Annotated in this window: 7 protein-coding genes; 3 read left to right on the top strand and 4 right to left on the bottom strand. The window is 26.1% G+C overall.

What is annotated here, in order from left to right; translation table 11 throughout:
• Positions 1 to 80 precede the first annotated feature (80 nt).
• The 3 genes from tatB to queA are packed head-to-tail and all read left to right on the top strand — an operon-like array spanning position 81 to position 2,216.
• Positions 81 to 467, top strand: a complete 387-nt coding sequence (tatB, locus tag QZ429_RS07360) for a Sec-independent protein translocase protein TatB (protein WP_291953310.1) — start codon at positions 81 to 83, stop codon at positions 465 to 467.
• A gap of 2 nt (positions 468 to 469) precedes the next feature.
• Positions 470 to 1,204 (top strand): twin-arginine translocase subunit TatC, encoded by a 735-nt coding sequence (gene tatC / locus QZ429_RS07355; RefSeq protein WP_291953305.1) that lies wholly within the window; start codon positions 470 to 472, stop codon positions 1,202 to 1,204.
• Positions 1,197 to 2,216, top strand: a complete 1,020-nt coding sequence (gene queA, locus QZ429_RS07350; RefSeq protein ID WP_291953304.1) for a tRNA preQ1(34) S-adenosylmethionine ribosyltransferase-isomerase QueA — start codon at positions 1,197 to 1,199, stop codon at positions 2,214 to 2,216. Before tatC ends, queA begins: the two co-directional genes overlap by 8 nt.
• Here queA and mrdA read toward each other — a convergent pair.
• Genes mrdA through QZ429_RS07330 form a run of 4 tightly spaced genes read right to left on the bottom strand, consistent with a single transcriptional unit; the run spans position 2,209 to position 5,511 of the window.
• Positions 2,209 to 4,032 (bottom strand): penicillin-binding protein 2, encoded by a 1,824-nt coding sequence (gene mrdA, locus QZ429_RS07345; protein ID WP_291953302.1) that lies wholly within the window; start codon positions 4,030 to 4,032, stop codon positions 2,209 to 2,211. The two genes, queA and mrdA, sit on opposite strands and share 8 nt — an antisense overlap.
• Complete coding sequence (locus tag QZ429_RS07340; RefSeq protein ID WP_291953300.1) at positions 4,033 to 4,524, bottom strand: hypothetical protein; 492 nt, start codon at positions 4,522 to 4,524, stop codon at positions 4,033 to 4,035.
• Positions 4,514 to 5,113, bottom strand: coding sequence for a ribosome biogenesis GTP-binding protein YihA/YsxC (yihA, locus tag QZ429_RS07335; protein WP_291953297.1), 600 nt, complete (start codon positions 5,111 to 5,113; stop codon positions 4,514 to 4,516). The genes QZ429_RS07340 and yihA overlap by 11 nt, the downstream gene beginning before the upstream one ends.
• Entirely contained in the window at positions 5,110 to 5,511 is a 402-nt protein-coding gene (locus QZ429_RS07330) for an LptA/OstA family protein (RefSeq protein WP_291953308.1), read from the bottom strand. The genes yihA and QZ429_RS07330 overlap by 4 nt, the downstream gene beginning before the upstream one ends.
• Positions 5,512 to 5,552 lie beyond the last annotated feature (41 nt).

Here is a 5,552-nt window from a genome sequence, read left to right as displayed (position 1 = left end):
GATATCGTAAAAGTAATATTTTTTTTAAGTAATTTTTTGTAAAATGAAAAAAATATTTTGATATGAAAAGAGAATTAACTATGGGTTTTAGTGAGATTATAGTTATTTTAGTTGTTGCTATTTTAGTGCTTGGACCAGAAAAATTGCCTTCAACTATAATAGAAATAGCAAGAATTTTAAAAGCACTAAAAAATAATATAGATGAAGCAAAAGCGAGTATAAATAAAGAACTAAAAATAGCAGAATTAAAAAATGAAACACAAAAATACAAAGATGAATTTTCTAGCACTAATGAAAATATTAGAAAAAAACTAAGTTTTGAAGAATTTGATCAACTAAAAGAAGACATCTTAAATAATACTAAAGATTTAAATAATAAACAAGATATTTTAGATAATCACGCAAAAGAAACTATTAATTTTAAAGACAAAAAAATACAACCAGAAATTCAAAAATTAGAAAGTTAAAAATGTTTGAAGAATTAAAACCTCATTTAATTGAACTTAGAAAAAGATTATTTATCAGTGTTATGTGTATAATAATAATGTTTTTTGCGTGTTTTACATTTAACGAATATATTATAGATATATTAAAAGCTCCTGTTGAGGCTGTATTGCCAGAAATTTCTAAACAAATGACTTTTATTGAGCTTCAAGAACCTTTATTCACAGCTATGAAAGTTTCTTTTTTTACAGCTTTTTTAATTTCCTTGCCGGTTATTTTTTGGCAATTTTGGAAATTTGTAGCACCTGGACTTTATGATAATGAGAAAAAACTAGTCATTCCTTTTGTAAGCTTTGCTAGTATTATGTTTGCACTAGGAGCTTTATTTTGTTATTATATAGTTATACCTTTAGCGTTTAAATTTTTAGTTGATTTTGGTGTGCAAACTCAGGATTTTAAGCCTTTAATTAGTATTGGTTTATATGTTGGATTTTTTACAAAATTAATTATTGCTTTTGGTTTAGCTTTTGAAATGCCAGTTATCACTTTTTTCTTTGCAAAACTTGGTTTAATTGATGATGTTTTTTTAAAAAAACATTTTAAAAGTTCAGTTTTGATTATATTTATTTTTGCTGCTATGATGACACCACCTGATATTATCTCACAATTTTTAATGGCTATTCCTTTATGCGGACTTTATGGAATTTCTATTTATATAGCTAAAAAAGTAAATCCTAGCACAAAAGATACTAATGAATAAGGATTTTTTACTTTCTAGCTATGATTACGTATTGCCAAGTGAATTAATAGCTAATTTTCCTATTTTGCCCAAAGAAGATGCAAGACTTTTAGTTTATAACAAAGAAAAAAAAGAAATTTCGCATTTATATTTTAAAGATTTAGTCTATATTTTACCACCTTGTGCTATCGTTTTTAACGATACTAAAGTCATTAAAGCAAGAATTTATGGCAAAAAAGAAACAGGAAGCAAAATAGAACTTTTCATCAATAATCCTTTCAAAAACAATACTTTTGTAGTGCAAATAAAAGGTAAAATTCAAGAAGGTCAAAATTTATATTTTGAAAAAAATTTAAAAGCTAAAATTTTGAAATTAAACAATGATGGAACAAGAATTGTTGAATTTTTTTCTCAAAATACCAAACTTAATCATTGTGAAGTTTTTAATATTTTAAATTGTATTGGACATATGCCTTTACCCCCTTATATCAAAAGAGCTGATCAAGCAAGTGATATAATAAACTATCAAAGTATTTTTGCAAAAAAAGAAGGTGCTGTTGCTGCACCAACTGCAAGTTTGCATTTTAGTGAAACAATGATACAAAATCTTAGAAAAAAACACGATATTTATACCACTACTTTACACGTTGGTGCTGGAACTTTTAAAAGTGTAGAGTGTCAAGATTTAAGAGATCATAAAATACATTCAGAATATTTTCATATTAACAAAAAAACTTGTAATTTAATTGATTCACAAAAAAAAATATTAGCCGTAGGCACTACCATTACTAGATGTATAGAATATTATACAAGAACTAAAGAAAAAGAAGGATTTTGTGATTTATTTTTACATCCACACAATAAAATACAAAGAGTAAATTATATTCTCACTAATTTTCATTTACCAAAATCAACTCTTATAATGCTCGTAGCATCTTTTATAGGAAGAGAAACTACTTTAAAAATTTACCAAGAAGCTATAGATAAAAAATATCGTTTTTATTCTTATGGTGATGGTATGTTAATTATCTAGTTGATTTAATATATTTTTTATTTATATAACCTAATTCGATTAATTTTTGATAAATTTTTAAGAGTATAGGGCCTCCGGTGCTACTCCCACTTTTACCATGCTCAATCAAAACCACAACTACATATTGTGGATTTTCATAAGGAGCATAAGAAGTAATCCACGCATGAGATCTTAAAAAATACTCTAAATCTTCTTCTTTAATACGCTTTTTTTCACTTTGTGAAATTCCAACCACTTGAGCAGTCCCAGTTTTAGCCGCTATAGTTACTAGAGATTTTTTTAAATATCTTGATGTTGTTCCGCCTTCTTCATTAGCAACCTCATACATAGAACGTCTTAAAAGAGGCAATTTTGCAAGCTCAAAAGTGCTAAAAACACTCTCATTGTTATCAAAATTGATCTTAGTAGTATTATCATCTATACTCTTTAAAAAATGCGGAGTTATAGATTTTGAAGTGGCTATCATAGCTGTAAATTTAGCTACTTGCATAGGAGTTGCCAAGAAATCTCCTTGTCCTATACTTGTATTTAAAGTTTCGCCTTGATACCACGGCTGATTATATTTTTGCTGTTTCCATAGCTTACTTGGCACGGTGCCTATAAATTCATTTGGTAAATCAATTCCAGTTTTTGATCCAAAACCCATTCTCTCAAAAGTTGCACTAATAAAATCTATTCCAACCTCAAGAGCACCTTTATAAAAATAAACATCGCAACTTTCTCTAATAGCACCATTCATATCAACATATCCATGACCTGTAGATTTCCAGCATCTAAATTTTCTACCACCTAATTCAAAATTATTATCACATAAAAATTTATGATGTTCATTGATTTTTTGACTATTTAAAAAAGCTAACGCTGTGCCCATTTTGACAACAGAACCAGGAGGATAAAGGCCATTAATTAATTTATTTGTAAAAGGATGATTTAAATCATTAGACAACCTACTCCATTCTTCTTGAGTAATACCCACAACAAAAGGATTTAAATCGTATTCAGGGAAACTACCTGCTGCTAAAATAGATCCTGTTTTTACGTCCATAACTATTGCCGCACCTGCTAAACCTTCAAAAATTTTGGCTAAATACTCTTGCAAATCTAAATCAATACTTAAAACAATATTACTAGAACTAGGTTTTTTATAGGAAAGTTCTTCTATTTCTTTATTTAAGGCATTAACTTTACTAATTTTTTCACCCTTAACACCTTGTAAAAGATCATTATAATAACGCTCAATACCACTTCGACCCGTATAGCTAGTCAATCTTGCTATTTCGTTTTCATTCATATCATTTAAATTTGCCTTGCCAACATATCCAATCACATGACTTGCTAAAGATTCATAAGGATAAAATCTTTGTGTTGTGGATTTAATTTGCATATTTTCACGCAAATTCAACTTAGTAAAATGTTTAATCATATCATCATATCCTATAAAAGGAATGACTTCTATATAATCTTGATTATAGTAAGAATCTACTTTTGTATAATTTTTTTTAAGTTTAGTAAAATTTTGATCAGGAAAAGTATCTACAATAATTTGCAATTCTTTGTCCAAAAGCTCTCTATTTTGTTTTTTAATATATAAATATGGCTTGATAGAAACAGAAAAACCTAATTTATTGACTGCTAAAGGTCTTCCTTTTACATCTAAAATTTGACCTCTATCAGGTGCTAGCGACAATGTTTTTATGGCATTTTGTTTAGCAATTTCCTCATAATAAACATTTGACTTTACACTAATATAATAAACCCTTGAAAGTAAAAGTATAAAAAAACAAGCTATAAAAATCATCACTAAACGCAAACGCATTTAAATTTTTCCTTTAAAAATAACAAAAGAAAGCAAAGCTTCTAAAATACAAAACCATATATATTCAAAACCAAAAGTCAAAATAGGTTGATTATCTAAATATGCTAAAAAAACATCAAACACATACAAAAAAATATATGCACATAATGTAAAAATAACTAACAAATAACGACCTAATTTTAATTTACTTTGAAACCAATCAACAAATATATGATAAAAAACAAAAAAAGCAATCCAAGAACTAAAAATATAAAAACCATGAATAATATCAATTAATAAAATATAAAATAAAGAAAAATACCACCTAAAATCAAGTGCATTTAACGTTTTTTCCTTTTCTTTTAAAAGTATAATCATATAACAAAAAAACACTCCAAATAAAGGTGGAAACCAATAATACACAGAAGAAAGTATTTGATAAAATATCAACAAAAAATAAAAAAATACATAAGATAAATCAAATCTATTTTTAATTAAATTTCTACTCCGCATCAATTCCTAAACTCTCATTGATAATTTTATATTCTAATTTTTCTATACCTTGTTTTTTTAGATTCGAAACTAAAATTGCATTAGGATTATTATTTAGCAATTTTGCTTTTTGACTTTGATTTAACTTATCACATTTTGTATAAACAGAAATTTTTTTCTGATCAGCTCTTAAAAATGAATTTAAATAATCATCTAAATTTAAATCAATATCCAAATTCTCGTGCCTAGAATCAATTAAATGAATAAAAAGTTTTATAGAAGAACGATTTTTTAAAAATTCATCTAAATTTTTATTCCAAATAGCTTTTGTCTTTTTACTTACTTTAGCATATCCAAATCCCGGTAAATCAATAAAAATTATCTTAAATTTATCTTTATCTTTCTTACACTCAAGCTCAAAGAAATTAATCAATTGTGTTTTACCTGGAGTCGAAGAACTCTTTGCTAAATTTTTATTTTTACATAGTGCATTTATTAAAGAACTTTTACCAACATTTGAACGGCCTAAAAAAGCAACTTCAGTATAAATTGGCTCTAAAGACTCATCTAACTTTGACGCAGAAAGTAAAAATTTAGCATTAAGTATCATTCTTCCACTTCAAACACAAATTTAGAAGGTTTATCTTGACTAATAACTCTATATGTCATATTTTTTCTATCTATTATTATTTTATCTCCAAATAATTGTTTATTAGTTTCAACTTCAATTATTTTTGCTTTACCATTAATTTCATAAATATCACTAGCGACAATATAAATAAATTCATCACCGCTACCATAATATGTTTTATCTTTCATTTTAATTTTAAATTTAGCATTATCAGTGGCAATATATTTAATAGGCTGTTTATTTTTCATAAAAATAATCAATTTTTGAGAATTAAGAATATCTTTTCCTTTTTTTACTTCAACATTACCACTTAAAATACTTTTTTCATTTTTTTCATCAAGATAAAAATCTTTTGCACTAACTTCTATTGTTTGCATAGCTAAAGCAAAAATATTTACTAAAAATATACTAATTAGTA

This window comes from Campylobacter sp., assembly GCF_020024835.1.
Taxonomy (GTDB): Bacteria; Campylobacterota; Campylobacteria; order Campylobacterales; family Campylobacteraceae; genus Campylobacter_D.
This window is presented reverse-complemented; position numbering and strand designations above follow the sequence as displayed.

Excerpts from the sequence above, each read along its gene's own strand:
- QZ429_RS07340 (WP_291953300.1), bottom strand. The coding sequence starts at position 4,524 with ATGCGGAGTAGAAATTTAATTAAAAATAGATTTGATTTATCTTATGTA.
- mrdA (WP_291953302.1), bottom strand. The coding sequence starts at position 4,032 with ATGCGTTTGCGTTTAGTGATGATTTTTATAGCTTGTTTTTTTATACTT.
- yihA (WP_291953297.1), bottom strand. The coding sequence starts at position 5,113 with ATGATACTTAATGCTAAATTTTTACTTTCTGCGTCAAAGTTAGATGAG.
- QZ429_RS07330 (WP_291953308.1), bottom strand. The coding sequence starts at position 5,511 with ATGCAAACAATAGAAGTTAGTGCAAAAGATTTTTATCTTGATGAAAAA.
- tatB (WP_291953310.1), top strand. The coding sequence starts at position 81 with ATGGGTTTTAGTGAGATTATAGTTATTTTAGTTGTTGCTATTTTAGTG.
- tatC (WP_291953305.1), top strand. The coding sequence starts at position 470 with ATGTTTGAAGAATTAAAACCTCATTTAATTGAACTTAGAAAAAGATTA.
- queA (WP_291953304.1), top strand. The coding sequence starts at position 1,197 with ATGAATAAGGATTTTTTACTTTCTAGCTATGATTACGTATTGCCAAGT.